This window comes from Curtobacterium flaccumfaciens (assembly GCF_013359815.1).
In the GTDB taxonomy this organism is placed as follows: domain Bacteria; phylum Actinomycetota; class Actinomycetes; order Actinomycetales; family Microbacteriaceae; genus Curtobacterium; species Curtobacterium flaccumfaciens.
The window spans coordinates 60498-77684 of sequence record NZ_JABMCF010000029.1 but is presented as its reverse complement, the minus strand read 5'-3'; the positions used below and the strand labels follow the sequence as shown (position 1 = coordinate 77684).

The 17187-nt window shown below is 69.0% G+C and carries 20 protein-coding genes and 1 tRNA gene; 11 read left to right on the top strand and 10 right to left on the bottom strand.

The features are described from left to right. Positions 1 to 35: 35 nt before the first annotated feature. Both HP445_RS01965 and HP445_RS01960 read left to right on the top strand, forming a co-directional pair. On the top strand, positions 36 to 662 hold the full coding sequence (locus tag HP445_RS01965) for a hypothetical protein (RefSeq protein WP_128781343.1): 627 nt from the start codon (positions 36 to 38) through the stop codon (positions 660 to 662). Positions 663 to 813: 151 nt separating this feature from the next. Then, positions 814 to 1335, top strand: coding sequence for a hypothetical protein (locus HP445_RS01960; RefSeq protein WP_017885892.1), 522 nt, complete (start codon positions 814 to 816; stop codon positions 1333 to 1335). Positions 1336 to 1416: 81 nt separating this feature from the next. On the opposite strand, the gene HP445_RS01955 is transcribed toward HP445_RS01960, so the two are convergent. Together HP445_RS01955 and HP445_RS01950 are read right to left on the bottom strand one after the other, a co-directional pair. Then, a complete protein-coding gene (locus HP445_RS01955; protein WP_164941246.1) occupies positions 1417 to 3546 on the bottom strand; it encodes a RecQ family ATP-dependent DNA helicase in 2130 nt (709 codons plus the stop codon). Positions 3547 to 3611: 65 nt separating this feature from the next. Continuing rightward, positions 3612 to 5087 (bottom strand): hypothetical protein, encoded by a 1476-nt coding sequence (locus tag HP445_RS01950; protein ID WP_128781344.1) that lies wholly within the window; start codon positions 5085 to 5087, stop codon positions 3612 to 3614. A gap of 70 nt (positions 5088 to 5157) precedes the next feature. Here HP445_RS01950 and HP445_RS01945 point away from each other — a divergent pair, with 70 nt between their 5' ends. The 5 genes from HP445_RS01945 (at position 5158) to HP445_RS01925 (ending at position 8632) form a co-directional block, all read left to right on the top strand. Beyond that, entirely contained in the window at positions 5158 to 5988 is an 831-nt protein-coding gene (locus HP445_RS01945; RefSeq protein ID WP_128781345.1) for an endonuclease/exonuclease/phosphatase family protein, read from the top strand. Further along, entirely contained in the window at positions 5985 to 6566 is a 582-nt protein-coding gene (locus HP445_RS01940; RefSeq protein ID WP_128781346.1) for a DUF2238 domain-containing protein, read from the top strand. Before HP445_RS01945 ends, HP445_RS01940 begins: the two co-directional genes overlap by 4 nt. Positions 6567 to 6703: 137 nt before the next feature. After that, positions 6704 to 6777, top strand: a tRNA-Pro gene (locus HP445_RS01935). 232 nt (positions 6778 to 7009) lie between these two features. Then, complete coding sequence (locus HP445_RS01930) at positions 7010 to 8035, top strand: S66 family peptidase (protein ID WP_128781347.1); 1026 nt, start codon at positions 7010 to 7012, stop codon at positions 8033 to 8035. Between the two features lie 51 nt (positions 8036 to 8086). Next, on the top strand, positions 8087 to 8632 hold the full coding sequence (locus tag HP445_RS01925; RefSeq protein WP_128781348.1) for a cysteine hydrolase family protein: 546 nt from the start codon (positions 8087 to 8089) through the stop codon (positions 8630 to 8632). An 8-nt stretch (positions 8633 to 8640) separates the two neighbouring features. Here the strand turns inward: HP445_RS01925 and HP445_RS01920 are convergent, their stop codons facing one another. Next, positions 8641 to 9153 (bottom strand): GNAT family N-acetyltransferase, encoded by a 513-nt coding sequence (locus HP445_RS01920; protein WP_128781349.1) that lies wholly within the window; start codon positions 9151 to 9153, stop codon positions 8641 to 8643. Positions 9154 to 9504: 351 nt separating this feature from the next. Between HP445_RS01920 and HP445_RS01915 the strand changes: the two genes are divergently transcribed. The 3 genes from HP445_RS01915 (at position 9505) to HP445_RS01905 (ending at position 10995) form a co-directional block, all read left to right on the top strand. Then, positions 9505 to 9723: a hypothetical protein gene (locus HP445_RS01915; RefSeq protein ID WP_128781350.1), complete on the top strand. Its 219-nt coding sequence runs from the start codon at positions 9505 to 9507 to the stop codon at positions 9721 to 9723. Positions 9724 to 9831: 108 nt separating this feature from the next. Then, positions 9832 to 10407 (top strand): hypothetical protein, encoded by a 576-nt coding sequence (locus HP445_RS01910; RefSeq protein ID WP_128781351.1) that lies wholly within the window; start codon positions 9832 to 9834, stop codon positions 10405 to 10407. Positions 10408 to 10428: 21 nt separating this feature from the next. Next, entirely contained in the window at positions 10429 to 10995 is a 567-nt protein-coding gene (locus HP445_RS01905) for a hypothetical protein (protein ID WP_128781352.1), read from the top strand. A gap of 122 nt (positions 10996 to 11117) precedes the next feature. Here HP445_RS01905 and HP445_RS01900 read toward each other — a convergent pair whose 3' ends face one another. After that, a complete protein-coding gene (locus tag HP445_RS01900; RefSeq protein ID WP_241660465.1) occupies positions 11118 to 11681 on the bottom strand; it encodes a GNAT family N-acetyltransferase in 564 nt (187 codons plus the stop codon). Between the two features lie 51 nt (positions 11682 to 11732). Then, the gene (locus HP445_RS01895) at positions 11733 to 12038 is read right to left on the bottom strand and encodes a hypothetical protein (protein WP_128781353.1); all 306 of its coding nucleotides are present in this window, start codon (positions 12036 to 12038) and stop codon (positions 11733 to 11735) included. 82 nt (positions 12039 to 12120) lie between these two features. Here HP445_RS01895 and HP445_RS01890 point away from each other — a divergent pair, with 82 nt between their 5' ends. Continuing rightward, positions 12121 to 12504: a hypothetical protein gene (locus HP445_RS01890; RefSeq protein WP_128781354.1), complete on the top strand. Its 384-nt coding sequence runs from the start codon at positions 12121 to 12123 to the stop codon at positions 12502 to 12504. 70 nt (positions 12505 to 12574) lie between these two features. On the opposite strand, the gene HP445_RS01885 is transcribed toward HP445_RS01890, so the two are convergent. From HP445_RS01885 to HP445_RS01865, 5 genes are all read right to left on the bottom strand, one after another. Then, positions 12575 to 13237, bottom strand: coding sequence for an ABC transporter ATP-binding protein (locus HP445_RS01885; protein WP_128781355.1), 663 nt, complete (start codon positions 13235 to 13237; stop codon positions 12575 to 12577). Beyond that, positions 13234 to 14526, bottom strand: coding sequence for a hypothetical protein (locus tag HP445_RS01880; protein WP_128781356.1), 1293 nt, complete (start codon positions 14524 to 14526; stop codon positions 13234 to 13236). Before HP445_RS01880 ends, HP445_RS01885 begins: the two co-directional genes overlap by 4 nt. Beyond that, positions 14514 to 15419 (bottom strand): hypothetical protein, encoded by a 906-nt coding sequence (locus tag HP445_RS01875; protein ID WP_128781357.1) that lies wholly within the window; start codon positions 15417 to 15419, stop codon positions 14514 to 14516. The genes HP445_RS01880 and HP445_RS01875 overlap by 13 nt, the downstream gene beginning before the upstream one ends. 57 nt (positions 15420 to 15476) lie before the next feature. After that, positions 15477 to 15920, bottom strand: coding sequence for a hypothetical protein (locus HP445_RS01870; protein WP_128781358.1), 444 nt, complete (start codon positions 15918 to 15920; stop codon positions 15477 to 15479). Positions 15921 to 16288: 368 nt separating this feature from the next. Continuing rightward, entirely contained in the window at positions 16289 to 17173 is an 885-nt protein-coding gene (locus HP445_RS01865) for a helix-turn-helix transcriptional regulator (RefSeq protein WP_128781359.1), read from the bottom strand. Between the last annotated feature and the right edge of the window lie 14 nt (positions 17174 to 17187).

The window sequence follows — 17187 nt, the reverse complement described above, 5'->3', positions numbered from 1 at the left end:
ACCGGTCCGGCACGCCGGTGCGGCATCATGGGGGCGTGGGTACCGGGCCGTGGGCAGCGGGCCGACGTCGGCTCGCCCTGGTGGGCGTCCTCGTCGGTGTGGTCGTCGTGGGGTCGGTGTCCCTGTGGACGATCTCGCACGCACCGGACGACGGCGACTCGGTCACCCGTGCCGACTCCGTGCCCTCCGAGCCGGCGCAGTCGCCCGACGTCCGACTGCCGCCGTCCGACGGCCTCGAGGAACCGATCGAGCCCGAACCCGTCCGTCCGGTCGACGGTTCGCCCATCGACCCGTGGTGGCGCCGCGTCCCGCCGGTCTCCGGTGACATCGTCGGCATCGGGGCCGCGACCTCCGGGCACGTCCGGATCGCCGGGAACACGGGCGACGAGACCCTCGCGGTGGAGATCGACCACCTGGAGACCGGCGGGGACGGCCCGGTCGACGTCGTGCTGTCCGCGGGGACGGTGCGCGGTGGCTCGAAGCCGGTGTGGACACCCGCCGGGGAGTCCTACGACCTGTTCCAGGCCGCCGGGGTCGAACAGGGACTGACCGTCGTGCTCAGCGACCCGTGGTCACTGCCCGACGAGGTCCGCTCCCTGGTCCTGCTGGACGCCGGCACCGGCACCGTGCTGGGTGGCGCGGCACTCGTCCCGTCGGACTGAGCGGGGCGCGCTGGGCGGGGCAGTGCCCGTGTGCTGTGCCGACGCCGGACGACACTGTCGTGGTCGTCCGACGTCGACAGTGTCGTTCCGCATCGGTGCTCGTGGCTGTGCCGCGTCCGCTGCCGTCGCCGGGATGGGGCACGATGTACTGGTGACGCAGCAGAACGACGGACTCGGTGTGCTCGCCGACCGCGTGTGGTGCCGTCTGCGGCTCGACCGGTTGGCCGGAGGCCGGCAGTCCGGGTACGTGATCCGCGAGGACATGCTCGAACACCCCGACACCGTCCGCTCGTTCCGGTGGATCCGGTGGCTGCTCGTCGCGGAGACCGTCGTCGGCCTCACCGCCATCGTGGTCGCCGTGCTGCTGACCCGCGCAGGGGAGTCCCTGTCGTGGGCGGTGTGGTTCCGGTCCACCGTGGTGCTGCTCATCACCCTGACGCTCTACGTGTTCGCCTGGCGGGCACAGCTCGGGTACTACTGGGCGTACCAGCGGCTGCGGTTGTTCAGCCGGATCTTCCCCATCGTGACGCTGATCGTCGCGGCGATCCCGGGGCTCTACCCGTTCTGGATGGTCATCGAGCAGATCCTGTTCTCGGTGCTCATGGTCGGTATCGGCGACGTGCTGACGAGCGACCACATGCGGGCCACGTTCCCGAAGCCCGCGCGGCGGTAGGGCTCCGGCGGGGGGTGGACCGGCTCCGCGACAGAACACGAGTCGATCGACGCGTGGACTGTCGCAAAACAGGTGCGGGGGCTACGCGACCGTGGCCAGGGCGAACGGGAGCACGGCGGAGGCCCCGGCACGCCGGAGCTCCCGACCGGCGACGGTCATCGTCCACCGGCTGTCGACCAGGTCGTCGACGAGCAGCACCGGGCCCTCGTGCGACTGCAGGGCGGCGGTGAGCGACGGATCGACCACGAAGGTGTCCCACACGCCGGACAGTCGGTAGGCGCTGTTCGTCGCACCGTCGCCGCGAGGGGTCCCGCCGGCACGGCCGAGCGTGCCGAGGAACTGCAGCCGCCCGATGGTGGACAGCGCCTGGGCGAGGGACCCCACGAGCTCGGGCCGTGACCGCGAGGACATCGCCACGACGCCGGTCGGCCGGGTCTCCCACGGCCAGTCCTTGAGCGCCCGGACACAGCCGTCGACGAGCTCGCGCGAGATCGGGGCATCCGGGGTGGACGGCGAGAACAGTGCACGCAGCGGCCCACCCCAGCCGAGGTCGGTCAGGCGCGCCACCGCACGGCCGGGCTGCACGAGCTCGCCCGGGCCGATCTTGCCCCGCACCGAGACCCCGAGCGACGACATCCCCGAGGGCCACTGGGCACGAGGGGCGATCTCGACGCCGACCTTGTCGAGCGCGGCCGCCGCTCCGGACGAGTCGGTGTCGGACACTGCGGTCGGGAACCAGGCGCCGGCGCAGTTGTCGCACCGGCCGCAGGGCTCGGCCGAGGGGTCGTCGAGGTCCTGCTGCAGCAGCTGCATGCGGCAAGCCGAGGTGGACTCGTAGTCGAGCATCGACGCGGCCTCGGCAGCACGGGCCGCTGCGACCCGCTCGTACCGGGGGGCGTCGTACTCCCACGGCTGCCCGGTCGACACCCAGCCGCCGGTGACGCGTCGGACGGCGCCGTCGACGTCGAGCACCTTGAGCAGGAGTTCGAGGGTGGAGCGCTTGATGTCGACCAGGCCCTCGAGCGCCACGGTCGACATCGCGGTGTCGGTGGACAGTGCGCCGAGCACGGCGCCGGCGCGGGCTTCGGTCGGCATCGAGGCGCTGGCGAAGTACTGCCAGATCTCGCGGTCCTCACGCCCGGGCAGGAGCAGGACGTCGGCGTTGTCGGTCGCACGACCCGCACGACCGATCTGCTGGTAGTAGGCGACGGGCGACGAGGGAGCGCCGACGTGCACGACGAACCCGAGGTCGGGCTTGTCGAACCCCATGCCGAGCGCACTCGTGGCGACCAGGGCCTTCAGCTCGTTGCCCTTGAGCTGCTGTTCGAGCTGCTCGCGCTCGTCGGTGTCGGTGCGCCCCGTGTAGGCGCGGACGGCGTACCCGTTGTCGCGCAGCAGCCGGGCGATGTCCTCGGCTGCCGAGACAGTGAGCGTGTAGATGATGCCGCTGCCGGGCAGGTCACCCAGGTGCGCGAGGAGCCACCCCAACCGCTGCCGGGCATCGGGCAGCGTCAGGACACCGAGGCGTAGGGACTTGCGGGCCAGGGACCCGCGGATGGTGAACACCGGGTCGGCCGGACCGGCGGTGAGCTGCTCGGCGACGTCCTCGACCACGCGCTCGTTCGCCGTCGCGGTGGTCGCCAGGACGGGGACGCCGTGGGGGAGCGACCGGATGAGCTCGGCCAGTCGGCGGTAGTCCGGCCGGAAGTCGTGGCCCCAGTCCGAGATGCAGTGTGCTTCGTCGACCACGAGCATGCCCATCCGGGCGATCAGGGTCGGCATCTGCTCGTCGCGGAACTTCGGGTTGTTCAGGCGCTCGGGGGAGACGAGGAGCACGTCGACCTCGTCACGGGCGAGGGCAGCCTGGGTCTCGCCCCACTCGTGGGCGTTCGCGGAGTTGATCGACACCGCACGGACACCGGCCCGCGCGGCAGCGGCGACCTGGTCGCGCATCAGGGCGAGCAGCGGCGACACCAGGACGGTCGGGCCGCCCCCGCGTCGGCGCAGCAGCAGCGTCGCCAGGAAGTACACCGCCGACTTGCCCCACCCGGTGCGCTGCACGACCAGGGCGCGCTGCCGGTGCTCGACCAGCGCGGAGATCGCCTCGAGCTGGCCGGGGTGGAACACCGCGTCGGGGCGCCCCGTGAGCGCAGCGAGCGCCTGCTGCGCCTCGGCGGCGATGTCTGCAGAAGGCGGGGCGGTGGTTTCCATGCCCCCATGCTGTCAGCACCGACCGACGTAACGCAGGTCGCGCCTCCAGGCTGTGGAGAAGCTCCCTACTGGTAGGTGACCAACGACGGCGTCGGCGTCACGTCCTGCATGGTCTGCGCGGGCGTCAGCATGGGCGTGTCCTCGTCGTAGAAGTTCTTCCAGCCCCAGTGCAGCCCCTCCGGCGCGCCCTGGTGCAGTGCCTTCCACGTCGCCTGCTTGTCCGGCTGCGACCCCTGCCCGTCGACGTGCACGAGCATGTCGAGCTCCGGGTGGGTCTGCAGTGCGGAGCGGTCCTGGACCATCGACAGCCGGAACTGGTGCAGCACCAGGGCCTTCGGCGGCAGCCCCTCCTTCTGCACGAGCGCAGCCAGCCACGAGGAGACCTCGTTCACCTCGGACGCCGAGACACTCCCGATCTGCTCGAGCGGCACCTGGTCCTTCGTCAGCCGCCACTCCGGGTCGAGCGCCAGCCAGACGCCCGGCTTCTTCAGCAGCGACTCGTACTTCTTGGCCTGCGACAGGAAGTCCGACCGCCCGGGCTGCAGATCGATGATGACCGGCATGTCCGCATCATGGGCGGCCTCGACGTAGGGCTCGAGCGTCGACACCGGCAGCTCCGTCGAGTAGTCGCCGTCGGCTCCGGCGTCCCCCGCGGCGACGGTCGCGATGACCTCCATCGCGGGCGTCACGAGCTCGTCGGACTCCGCCCGGTACGGCTTCGCGACCTGCTCGGCACGCTGCACGGTCTCCTTCGGCCCCTGCTCGCCGAGCACGCCCAGCGCCGGCGCCCCGGGAGCCCCGTACAGCGCGACGTACCGGTGCCCGTCGAACGGCCGCTGGCCGCCGTTCCGCAGCTGGAACCCGCCCTCGGCCGCCCGCACCGTCCACTCCGGATCCGGCAGGGCCTCGAACGCCGCACCGACCAGGACGGTCGGGTGCTTCGCCCGCTCGTGCAGCGCGGTCACCACGTCGGGTGCAGCAGCCAGGTCGGTCACGCCCTTCGGCATGGTCACGACGCGCGCGCCTGCGGCCTTCGCGGTCGCCACGGCAGCAGCGTCCGCGCTCGCGTCCGCCACCACCACGGTCGCCTGCCGGGAGGCCCGGTTCGAGTCCGGCGCGTCACCACTGTCCGGCGCCTGCCGCTGTTCGACGTCCGTGTCGAGCGACACGTCGCCCTCGGCCTGGTACCAGTCGGCGCCGAGCCGGTCGAGCTCGCGGGCGACGGCAGTGCTCTTGTCCTTGGCCGTCAGCAGCACCGGGACGTGGGCGCTCGCCGCAGCCTCGGCCGCATCGCGGATGCCGTCGGTGTCGCCTGCCCGGGCGACGACCGCTCCCGGGGCACTCGCGAACAGGGCCTTGCTGACGCGGACCGACCGGGCGGCGGCGTCCGAGGCGTCGGCCACCGTGACGGTGTCGGCCGAGGCCTTCGCCAGGGTCGGGCGGCTCGTGTCCGGTCCGCTCGACGTGCACCCGGCGGCTCCGAGCAGCAGCCCGGAGACCGCGATCGCGACCAGGAGACGAGGGGTGGAACGAGAACGCATCGAGCCACCATACGAGCCAGACGGAGAGGTCCCTGGGAATCCGACGGGTGTCGTCTCGTAGAAGGGAGGCATGCCCCACCACCCCGACGACCGCCCGCTCATCGGACCGGTCCGGTCGCCCGAGGTGCACTGCATGACGCTCAACGTGCGTCGCCGCGTGCCGCGACAGCCGACCCACCCGGACGCGTGGGAGCGTCGCCGCGACGCCGTGCTCGCGCTCGTCACGTCCGAAGCGCCCACCGTCCTCGCCGTCCAGGAGGCCCTGCCCACGCAGGCGGACGAACTCACCGCCGGCCTCGGGTCGGGTTGGGAGCCCGTCCTGGCCGGACGGGGAGCGCGCGGCGGTGGCGAACAGGTCGGCCTGTTCCTCGACCGCTCCCGCCTCGACGTCGTCGAGCGCCGCACCTGGGCGCTCTCGCGCACGCCCCACCGCCCCGGCTCGCGGTCGTGGGCCACGTCCTTCCCCCGGCACGCCGTCGGAGCCGTCGTCGACGACCGCGCGACCGGCGTCCGGTTCCTGGCGATCGCCACCCACCTCGACGTCGCCTCGCCGTGGGCCCGGCTGCGGTCCGCCGAACTGCTCGGCCGGATCGTCCGGCAGCGCGGCCTGCCCGCCGTGGTCATGGCCGACTGGAACAGCCCCGCCGGTTCCGCACCATGGCGAGCCCTGGCGGAGGCGGGGGTCGAGGACAGCTGGGGGCGGGCCTCCAGGCAGGTGGGTGAGCCCTACGGGACGTACCCGCACTACGGGAGTCCGCGCGTCGGTGGCCGGCGGATCGACGGGGTGCTCGTGACGTCCGAGGCGGAGGTGGACCGCGTCGCCGTGGACGTGCGGCGGCCGGGCGGCGTGTGGCCGTCCGACCACGCCGCCGTGCACGCGGTCGTGCGGTGGGCGTCGTGATCGCCACGCTCGGACCGACGTTCCTGCGGCCGCGGTTCCTGGTGGCCGACGTGGTGCGGGCGCTGACGCTCGTGAGCGTCGTCGTGGCGACTGTCGGGTGGGGCGGGACGGCGTTCCCGGTCATGGCGCTGGCGCTGCTCGGTGTCGTGGTGCCGCGGATGCTCGGGCTGCGGCCGGCCTTCGACGTGGCGGTGTGCGTGCTCGTGCTCCTCGCCGGGTGGTCGAGCGTGCTCGAGTGGTACACGACGGTCTTCCTGTGGGACAAGTTCATGCACGTCGTGCTGACGGGGCTGCTCGCGGCGGTGCTCTACGTCATCGGTGCCGACCTGCGCGCTGTGCCGGCGCCGCACGCCGAGCGCCGGGTGGTCGTCGCGGTGCTCGCGCTGTGTGCGGGACTCGCGGTCGGGGCGGTCTGGGAGATGGGGGAGTGGCTCGGGCACAACTTCGTCGACTCGAAGATCTTCGTCGGGTACGACGACACGATCGGGGACCTGGCGGCGGACGGGTCCGGCGGGTTGCTCGTCGGGCTCGGGTTGCCGTGGTTGGCGGCGCGGCGCGAGGTGGTGCGGCCGGGCTGAGCGTGTCGTTCGGGTCGCGTTGCTCCGACTCGCCGTGGCACGGAGGGGGTCTGACGTCCGCTATGCTGGACCGGTCGCTCGCGCTCCGGTCGGACGTGGGCGAGGATCCTCCGGGATCCTGAGTTCTCCGGAACTCGCGGGCTGTGGCGCAGCTTGGTAGCGCACTTGACTGGGGGTCAAGGGGTCGCAGGTTCAAATCCTGTCAGCCCGACCGAAACGTGTCTGACACGATGACAGAAGCCCACCGAGGATCTCGGTGGGCTTCTGTCATTCCGGCGGGTGTCGTTGGGTCGTCCGCATAGCGCTCCCTCATTGCGACGATGAGCGGACCACCTATGTGCGACACGAGTCTGCTCGCGGATCGTCCAGTTCCGGGTTGGACACCGAGGTCCGTGGAAGGACCGGCTTGCAGGACAGGCTTCGGCTTCCGTTACGGTCAAAGCATGGCGAGCATCAGCTACCCAACATCGCTCCGAGCGGGCGGCCGGATCGAGGTACCTGCACCGTCGATGGGAGTCCCCGCGCATCTGCTCGAGCGCTTGCAGACTGCGGTCGAAGCGCTCACGGCACTCGGGTTCGAGGTCCACGTGCGCCCACACGCGTCCTCGGCTGGTCTCACCCCAGCGTCTGCCGCTGCCCGCGCCGCGGACCTGCACGCTGCGTTCGAGGCAGCCGACGCGGTACTTCCACCGTGGGGCGGGGAGCTCGCTATCGAATTGGTCGAGAAGATCAACTGGGACGCCCTTGCCGAAGCTCGCCCCTGGTTCGTGGGGTGGTCGGACATCTCGACGTTGCTGTTGCCGCTGACAACGCGGACCGGGCTCGCGACACTCCACGGCGCCAACCTCATGGACGAGCCGTACGAACTCCCCGCCGAGTTCGAGCGATGGACCGATGTCGCGGCGCTTCCGCTGGGGAGCACCTTCGAGCAACGCAGCGCACCTCGTCGGCGCAGCCGGCCGTGGGGACCGTGGGCTGATGAGCCGTTGGATCGTGAGCACGCGTACGAAGCGCCCACGAGGTGGCGGTCCCTCGACGGCGCGAACGACGTGACGATGCGCGGCCGTCTGATCGGCGGGTGCCTCGAAACCGTGTCGCTGCTCGCCGGAACGCCCTATGGCGACGTGCCTGGATTCGCGCGGAAGTATGCCCCGGAGGGCACGATCGTCTACCTCGAAGCGGCCGAGTCCAACGCGATCACCGTCCTTCGGATGCTCACCTCGCTGCGTCTCGCGGGCTGGTTCGATGACGCGAACGGTGTTCTGATCGGCCGGACCGACGGCGCGGCCGTGCCCGAACTGACCCAGGACGAAGCAGTGCGGAGGGCGCTGGGCGACCTCGACGTGCCGGTACTCCTCGACTTCGACACCGGACACCAGCCGCCGCAGATGCCACTCGTGAACGGCGCCCTGGCTGAAGTTCGACTCAACGGGGCGGACGGCTCGATCATGCAGAACCTGATCCCGTAGCTAGACCGGTTAGGGATCTGCCACCGGACGCATCAGCTGAGACGATGGGGTGTGCCCGATACGACTGCGCTTCTCGTCATCGACCTTCAGCGTGGCGTCGTCCAGGACTGCTTCGACGTCGCCGGCGTGCTCGGTCGTACCGCGCAGCTCGTCGAGCGCGCGCGATCGACAAGCGTGCCTGTGGTCTGGGTGCAGGATCACGGCAGCTTCGCAGAAGGCACTGATGAGTGGGCACTCGCGGCACCGCTCGAAAGAGCGGGGAACGAGCCGCTCGTCCGGAAGGAGTACCGCGACTCCTTTGCAGACACCGACCTCGCCGACGTCCTGGACTCCTTGGGCGTGGAGCACCTCGTCGTTGCCGGCGCCCAGAGCGACTACTGCATCCGGACGACCACGCAAGCAGCGGCCGCGCGTGGGTTTGATGTCACGCTGGTGTCCGACGCGCACACGACGACGGACGCCGAGCACGACGGCGTCCTCATTACCGGCGAGCAGATCATCGCGCACACGAACATGTTCTTCGACAGCCTGCGCTACCCCGGCCACAGGTATTCGGCCGAGCGGCATGACCAGGTGCAGCTGCAGCCCGATCGGTGAGCGATCGTCTACGGTCGCATGATCGTCAAGGGCGCGCTCATCTGTACTCGTCGTCCGTACCGGTCGAGCCCATGCTCGGCCTCGACCGCGAGTAGGGACTGGTGGAACGAGGTGACTGGGTCTTCCTCGACGAAGCCGGCTGTTGCGTAGAACGGCGCGTTCCAAGGCACGCCTGCGTACGTGCGGAGAGAGATGCGCTCGTAGCCACGCTCGCGAGCTTGGTCCTTTGCAGCTTCGACGAGCGCTCGACCCAGGCCCTGCCGCGCCAACGTCGGCGATACCGACAGCTGCTCGAGGTGGCAGATGCCGTCCACCTCGAGCACGTGCACGAAGCCAGCGACTTCGCTGTCGACGTCGACGGCGAGCAGGAAGCCGGGCTCGGAGAGTCGCGTGATCCCGGGAGGGGCTGCAGACCACACGTCGGCGTGAAGGAAATCAATCAGCAGCTGGTCCGCGCCGTTCTCAATCCGCTCGACAGCATGCGCGTCGCCTGCCTGGGCGAAGCGGATCAGTCGTGCCATGCCGCAAGCGTAGAAGTCCCGAAGGACGTCTCGGTGAACGATCGGCTATCGAGACGGCGCCGGTGGCGTTCGAGCGCGGGTGATCGCTCGATGGGCTCAAGGGCCGGAGTCGAGCCTGGCGGATGCCGCCGTGACGAGACGCGATCCTTCCCAGCTGCAGAAGAAAGGCCGTCGATGAGCAGCTGCACGAGGCGGCTGGCCAAGGGGCGTTGACTCTCGTGGCCGGCGATGACGGTTATTGGGCCGAGTGGCCGGATGCCGCGGTCCTGGTGCGCAGGGGAGGGAACGCTTGCTCCCGCCCGACAGGGGTGCGCTGTGGGAGAGGGACCAAGGGCACCTGTTGGGAGTGGGATGAAGAACCTCGGCTACGGGGCTGGAACGATCCTTCTCAGCGACGCAGCTGCATCGGCGGTTCTGCGCTCCGCGGCGATCCTCGCGCACACCGGGGGAGACGACGTCGTCGACGTCCCCACGTGGGATGACGACGGCCTCGGCGCGCACGCCAGAAATCTCTTCGGCCCGAGCATCCCCGCGATCGCCCCGAACGCCCCCGCCGACGGGGCTGTGTGAGCCTGCAGCCTCCAGACGCCGGCAGTTCACGTGTCGTACCTCGAAGACTTCCCCTGCGCTCTTACATTCGTGGAGTCGGCATGAGCCGTCACTCAGAGGGGGATGAACATGCGCTTGTACTCCAAACGGCGGGGAACCGCGGTCCTCGCGGTGTCCTGTGCCGCAGCACTCGGCCTGGTTTTCGGAAGCGCCGTGGCGGCGTCGGCCGACACGACACCCGGGAACGACGCTGCACCGTCAGTCGTGCTGTCCCCGGACAGCACGGACACGGTCGCGGCTGAGACGTGGAGCCTCACCATCCCCATTGAAAGCTCCACCGACCCCACGATCGGCCAGTCGAAAGCGACCGTTGGAGGCTGCCAGGGCAGCTTTACGACCGTCACAGCAGTCCCTGTTGAGCACGAGTTCCAGTGGGGCTCGCAGCTCCGCTGCACGGAGAGCGTCGCGGCGCGCACTGGTATAGCCATCCAGTACTGCACACGCGACGGTGGACCTGACGACTTTGACTGCAACGACGTCGCCGCGAACGGCGGCGAATACACCGCCGGTGTTTACCACGTTGCGCACACATACGCGAAGTGCCGTGGCGCTGCGCACTTCCGTCCGATCGCTTTCAACATCAAGGTGAAGAACCGCACCTATCCGACGGTGACGGGCAACGTCAACACGATCACCTGCAAGTAGTCGTAAATCAGAAGGGGCATCATGCCGCTGGGACACAACCCGTCGCGAGTGGAACTGTCGTTCTGGCGTGACAAGGGGCTCAGCGACGCGGCGTTCTGGGATCGGATAGGTGGATCGAAGGGCATCACCTATCCGATCTCGGACGCGGACTCAACGGGTCAACGAGTGCAACGGAGCGTGTGGACGGTCCTCATCGACGGCGGGCCAGACAAGGTCACTGCGACCAGCGTCGGCGACCGTGACGACTGGTCCACCGTCCGCTCTCACGGAGACGGATACGTCGCTGAGTACGAGGGTGAGCTGCTCGAACTCGATGGGCACGAGATCAGTGCCGTCTTCACCTATCTCGACATCCGACCACTCCTCGCGCGCGCTGGCGACGCGGCACACAAACGCTTCGACGGGCCCGTAGCCGATGTCACCTACACCGACCCGGAGACGATGGCCACGCTGACTCGCGCTCTGGCGCTTGTCGAGGGCGGCGAGCAGCTCGATGTGTCTTACGATCCACAGACCGGGTTCGTGCGCTCCGTCCGCAGGTTCGCTGCGGAACAGATCTGCGAGAGCGTCGAAGTGTCCGTCGATTGAGATCCGTGTCAACTGCGTATCGCCACCGAGAGCGCTCAGTCCCCTCCGGTCCCTCCCCACAGTCCAGTGGGCTCGTGCGGACCGTGCGGACCTTGCGGTGAACGATCGGCTATCAGATGGGATCAGTGCTCAGCGGCCGTAGGCAAGAAGGCTTCCCAAAGGAGCTCGCCGTCGACCAGAGCGCTCGTAGGTGCAAGCCCGGTCCGTCGCGCTACCTGCATCGAGGCGGTGTGATCGGGATGGATGAAAGCCCTGATGTGTCGGACGTCGATCGAACGCAACCACGTCACGACGGTTGCTGCTGCCTCGACGGCGATCCCTCGACCCTGTTCCTCTGGCGTCACCAGCCAGGCGAGGTCCGCCACGAGGCCGTCCTCCTTGCGCTCGAGGGTGGCCTGCACGAATCCGATCGCCGGTCCACCGCAGGCAGGACGGACGATCCAGTTCAGCCAACCCGCGCTGCCGTCCTCGGACTGGCCCTGGGATTGGCGGCGGTACCGTGCGCCCAGTTCGTCCAGGGTTGGTGGCTCGCCGCCAGTGAACCGGTAGAGCTCTGGTGGAGCCAGGGCGGTCAGCATCTCGGCTGCGTGGTCAACGGCAAGCGGTTCCAGGGCGAGACGATCCGAATCCAGGGGATCAGCCTGTGGCCACGACATGACCCGAGCCTCGCAGATCGCGAACGGCATGGGGTCTCCCGCAAAACATCCACAGTGACCACGGCCTGACTCCGCACCTGATCACGAGAGCGGCTGTCGCCGGATCCACACGGTCACCCCGAGGTGAGCGATCCCGGTCGCAGCGAGACAGACCATGGCCCACCCGACGACGCTGTGCCTGGTGGCGAGCAAGAAGATCCCGAAGGCGAGGACGAGGGCGACCAGGAGCGCACCGACCAGGAGCAGCAGCAGGCTGGTCACGGGGCTGGCGTTCAAGGTGAGCTGCGCGTCACGCACCCAGGCCGGGGTCCGCACACGATTCACGAGGATCGCGACCGTACCCACCAGGACTGCGATGCTCGCTGCGAGCAGACCTGCTTCAGCCATGCCGAGATGGTACCGGCGAAGGTGGATGCTTCGGCTGGTCCGCGGGCTCGAACGCCCCGGCTGACGCTGACAGGATGAGTCCGTGCAGATCGAGGAAGTGGACGAGCGGCGGTACGGCGCCGAAGGCGAGCGTGACACATTCGTCGTGCACTTCTTCCACGCGCTGAGCGGCGAGATGGTCGCGCCCGACTGGGACGCCACGAGTTGGTCGGTCAGTGTGATTCGCGTCACCGACGCGACGTACCGTGCGGCGTTTTCCGAGGCCCGGCGGATCGCCGCAGGCGAGGTGTTGCCGACACTGTTCTCGGTGTCCCTCGGGACCGCGGAGCCGAGTGGTCCTGGGATCCTGCGACTGTTCGGCACCGACCTCAACATGGAGGGACTCGAGCTCGAGCCCGATTCACACGCGGCGAAACGGGAGATGTTCGCCGAGTTCTTCAGCCGCGACCGTTCTGCGCACGCGTGATCGGCGATCTGGAGCGCAACCGCTGACGGACTGGAGGCCCGGTGCCAGCCGGCACCGTGCCTCCAGTCCGTCACGTGCCGCGCGCGATGAGCTGCTCGTGTTGTAGCTGCAGTCGACGTCCACATCGCTGTGCAACGCGCTCGCTGTGGGTGACGATCACGAACTTGGTTCCCGCTTGCTGCAGCCGATCGAAGAGGGCGAGCACGTCGTCTTCGGTCGCCTCGTCCAGTGCGCCGGTGGGCTCATCGGCGAGGACGACGGCAGGGCGCTTCGCGATGGCTCGAGCGATCGCGACGCGCTGCGCTTCTCCTCCTGACAGTCGTCGTGGGCGCTTGCCAGCGAGGTGGCTGATGCCGACCGCCTCGAGAGCCTCATGCGCTCGGTCGGCGGAGTCAGCGCGAGCAGGAACGCCGAGCCGGACGTTGTCGAGCACGCTCCGGTCGCCGAGGAGCCCGTGGTCCTGGGTGACGATGCCGATGTGTCGGAGTCGATGCGCCGCCATCCTCCGTGCGGTGCGCTCGAGCACGTGCCCGTCGTGCTCGTATGTCCCGCCGAAGTCGGTGTCGAGGCCGGCGAGGATCCGGAGCAGCGTGCTCTTGCCGGATCCGCTCCGCCCGGTGATCGCGACCGAGTGATCGTCTTCACGAAGGTCGAAGTCGAGTCGGTCGAACAGCGCTCGGGTCGATCCGTCGGGCTCGGTGATGGTCTTCGAGACGTCGCGCAGCACGATCATCGTGGGGTACCTCTTCGCTGTTGGGCGGTCAGTTCGATGCGGATGGCTCGCCGGCCGAGTGCGCCGTCCGCCACGCACCAGAGGAGCAGGGCGGTGCCGGCGCCGAGTCGAGCCATCTCGCTGTCGTTGGGGAGCAGTGCGCTGGTCGCGAGGAACAGCCCGAGCGCCGCGGTGAACTCGGTCAGGCGGCTTGCTCGGAACAGTCGGTTCGTGGCATCCGGGCTCCTCCCGAGGAGATGGTGCACCCGCGCAACTGGCGCTCGACGGTGATGCAGGAGCCGGTGGAGGAACGCCGTGACGATGCCCACGCCCGCGGTGAGGACGACGAGCAGCGTGGTGACGAGCACCAGGTTGTCCTGGATGAGCTGGCGGACGAGGGAGAGCTGCACGAGGTAGGTCGGAACTCCGAGCAACGTGTACGACCGGAAGCCGGTGTCGTCTCCGATCGCGTCGAGACGCGCGACGACGGCTCCGAAATCGAGGCTGTGATCGACGGCGAGGTCGGAGTTCAGCACCTGGAACACCAGGCGTCCGAACAGCTCGGAATCCAGTCGGTCCAGTGCTGCTCGGTCGAGTCCGGCGAGTGTCGGCGGGTAGGGCACGATGACGGTGTCATCGAGGTAGTGGTTCGCTTCACCGCGGAAGTACATGCCGCTGTTCGGTTCGAGGAAACCGACGACTTCGAGCTCCTGTTCCTGCAGGATGACCGCTCCGGTGAGTCGCTCTCCGAGCTCGTACACGCCGCGGTACTCGTTGCCGAGCAGCACCGGGATCCGGCCGGATCCCCAGTCGACAGCGCTCCACTCGATCGGCTTGCCGTCCTGCACGGAGAGCCCCGCGAACTCGTACGCGGTCTCGTTGAGCTGAATGGACTTGATGTCCTGGACGCTCCGTCCGGACTCGTCCTGGTACTTCCCGTTGAGCGTGTACTCGGTCCCGTAGCCGACGTCGAAGCGGTCGTCGCCGCGGAAGTCCTGGACGGTGACGGGCTGGTCGTACGAGGAGATGAAGTCGAATCCGGGCTCGTCATCGATGCGGTCGACGAACGAGGCGACGTCGTCGAGCGCGTGCTGGTCTCGCCGGATCGCTTCGAACGCATCCGGGTCGAGATCGTCGACCACCGTGTAGAGGTCGACGTCGGCATCAGCGGACAGGCCCTGGGCGACGGCCTGCGAGGTGGACTGGGTGAACGACGCCACGTTGTACCAGCAGAGCGCGAGCAGCACGAGCAAGACGATCTTGGCGACGATGATCGTCCAGTTGGATCGAAGATCGTTCAGCAGTTCCATCGACGGCTTCCCTGCCAGAACGAAGCGACGGACACGGCAAGCACGACGGTTCCGACCGCGACGACCGTAGGGGTGACGTCGAGGTCGACGATGGTGGTCTGCCTGACGACTGCCGCGCCCGCGAGGGCGGTCGCGCAGGCGGCGGCGCCGATCACAGCGACTCTGGCGGCCGCGCTGCGAAGGGTGTTGAGCGATCGGATCCCGGTGGTGAAGCGGACGGCGGCGGCGCGGAGTTCCCATCGTCCGGCCTGAAGACCTGCGACCACGGCGATGAGCATGATGACGAGCGCGCCGAGCGCGACCAAGACCGGCGACACGGCGTCGACGTTCGTCCTGCGGTTCGTGCCGTCGTCGATGATCTCGATGCTCCTGCCGGGGAATTCTGCGCTGTAGTGGCGGACGCTGTGCGGGCCGTCCAGGAGGAGCCGCTGTGGTGACGCTGAAAACCGCGACGGATCAGCGAGGACCACATCGTCGGACAGCAGACTGTCGCCCCGGACGCCGAGACGTCCCACCACGTTGTAGGTCTTGCCACCGACGGTGATGTCCTCGTCGCGGACGTCGACGGCAGCGCCGACGAGGGCCTCACCGGGACGCCCGGTCAGAGCGTGCCCGTCGTGCAGTGGGACGTCTGTCCACTTTCCGGACAGGACCACGACGGCGCGGACGTCACCATCCAGACCCACGAACACCTTCGTCCCCGGTTCGAACGCGCTCCGAGCACGCATGAGTTCGTCGATCGTCGCGGTCACCCACGCGCTCTGGCCGGAGCGAAGATCGTTGCCCTCCGCGGCGATGACACGTCGGCGAGCGTCGAACACCCCGATCAAGACCGTCAACAGCATTGCCAACAGGAGCAGGCCCGCGATTGCTGTGATCTGTTGCTTCGTCACGTCTTCTCCTCACGCAGCAGCGGGTGCGAGCCGTCGGCTCGCACCCGCTGCGATGTGTCACCTGCCGTAGTAGGTCTTCGCGCTACCGACACCGTTGCCGGGCTGGTTCGGTCGGTACGGCTTCCACGCGGTCACTGCTTCCGTGCCGGACTTGCCCCACTTCCGGCCGGAGTCAGCGATGATCCTGCTGCCGTGCTCGAGCCGCGCGCGCGTGTAGTGCTGCACCCCTGCCCAGGTCGTCCAACCGTGCGAGCGCTTGTGCGTCGTCCCGCTTATGGTCTTCCGTTCCGATGCGCCACGGTGGTTCACCGCGAACACCGACATTCCGGTTCCTGCGCCATCGACGGTCCCGGTGCTTTCCGACCATCCGCCGATGACTCCCTGGCTCCCGGCATCGTCCTGCGCATGCGCGGGGGTCGTGCCGAGGAACACCATCCCCCCGACGGCTGCTGCGGTGAAGCCGGCGGTGATGCGCCGGGCCTGTTGGCCGATCTTGCTCATCGACTACTCCTTCTCTTGACGCTGACGTTCAGCCGTTAACATGTCAGACGTAGAACGTTTTGTCTAGGAGTTGTGTCTTCAGCCGCAACCCTCCTGCGGACGCTTGACGGGGGATCCGCAGCGCGACCACGGACGGACGGGAGGCCCGGTGCCAGCTGGCATCGGGCCTCCCGTCCGTCCGTCATCCGTCCGTGACGGGTGACCGCTCAGTCGGGCTCAGGCACGCGCGCGGCGTCGCCGGCTCCGCAGCGTCCACACGAGTCCACCGGCCGCGAGCAGTACCGCCGCCAGCAGTCTGAGGGGGAGCAGGGTTCACTCCCGTCCAGGCGAGCGCACCGCCGGGGTCGCTGCCCACATCCGTGCCGTGGCTAGTGGGACGAGTTCGCGGTTCCTGCACGCAGCTGCCGCAGGGCTGCGTCCGTCGGTGATCCTGGCGCCGCTCGGTAGGTGACGAGGCTCTTGTCCTCTTCCCCTGCGACGCGGAACGATTCGACCTGCAGCTCGAGCTGACCCACAGCGGGGTGGTCGAGGTGCTGGACGCGGTGACAGTGGTCCTGGACCTCGTGTCGGGCCCAGAGCCGGGCGAAGGTCGTGCTCTTCATGGCGAGTTCGCCGACGAGTGCGGCGAGGTGGAGGTCCGTCGGGTGGAAGCCGGCGTCGATCCGGAGCTGTCCGACGACGTCGGCGGCCTTCTGGTGCCAGTCGATGAAGAGGTCCCGGTGCGCCGGGTGGAGGAACACCAACCGTGCCCAGTTGCGCTCCGATCGGGGGAGACGCTCGAGGTCGCCGAAGAGGAGCGACGCGAGGGCGTTCCACGCCAGGATGTCCGACCGCCGGCCGACGATCATCGCCGGGACCTCGCTGAGTGCGTCGAGCAGCGACTGCAGCTCCGGCCGGACCACAGCGTTGCTGCAGGTGTTCCTCCGCACCTCGCCTCGTGGGTCCACGAGTCGGAAGAGGTGCTCAGCTTCCACCGGTGCCAGGCGCAGGGCGCGGGACAGCGCGCTGACCACCTCGTTCGACACCCGTCCGGCATCGCCTTGTTCCAACCGGGTGTAGTAGGCCGGGGAGACGCCGGCGAGCATGGCGACCTCTTCGCGGCGCAATCCCGGGACACGGCGGCGCCCACCTGCCGGCAGCCCGACGTCGTCCGGTCGGATCCGGGCGCGCTTCGCAGCGAGGAAGCGTCCGAGTTCGTGCCCCTCGTCCTCGTCCGCGCGCACCAGGGGTGCTGCCGGATCGAAGGAGCGCATCCATCCAGTATGTG